Origin of the sequence: Psychrobacter sp. TB55-MNA-CIBAN-0194, assembly GCF_040309505.1 — a bacterium.
Classification (GTDB): Bacteria; Pseudomonadota; Gammaproteobacteria; order Pseudomonadales; family Moraxellaceae; genus Psychrobacter; species Psychrobacter fozii.
The window spans coordinates 1-266 of sequence record NZ_JBEOOW010000370.1; the positions used below are offsets into that span (position 1 = coordinate 1).

The following is a 266-nucleotide window of genomic DNA, read 5'->3' on the forward strand; positions in this document are numbered from 1 at the left end:
GTCATTAAGCGGTTACGCAACGCTTCATCACGATACTTACGACGCCAAATTTGTGACCAGCCCATAAAGAAGCGCTGATCGCCAGTGTAGCCATCAATCACTGGAGCCTTAGAGTTACCTAAAGATAGCATATACGCTTTATGCGCAACCGTAAGGCCGCCTAAATCGCCAATATTTTCGCCTAACGTCAATTCACCATTTACGCCAGCATCAGTAAAAGGTTTGTATTCATTATACTGAGCAACTAAAGCCGCGGTTCGCTGTTC

Annotated in this window: 1 protein-coding gene; it reads right to left on the reverse strand. The window is 45.5% G+C overall.

Translation table 11 applies throughout. The features are described from left to right. Positions 1-266 (reverse strand): M13-type metalloendopeptidase (locus AAEY75_RS15500; protein WP_352260089.1); only part of this gene is annotated, 266 nt, incomplete at both ends.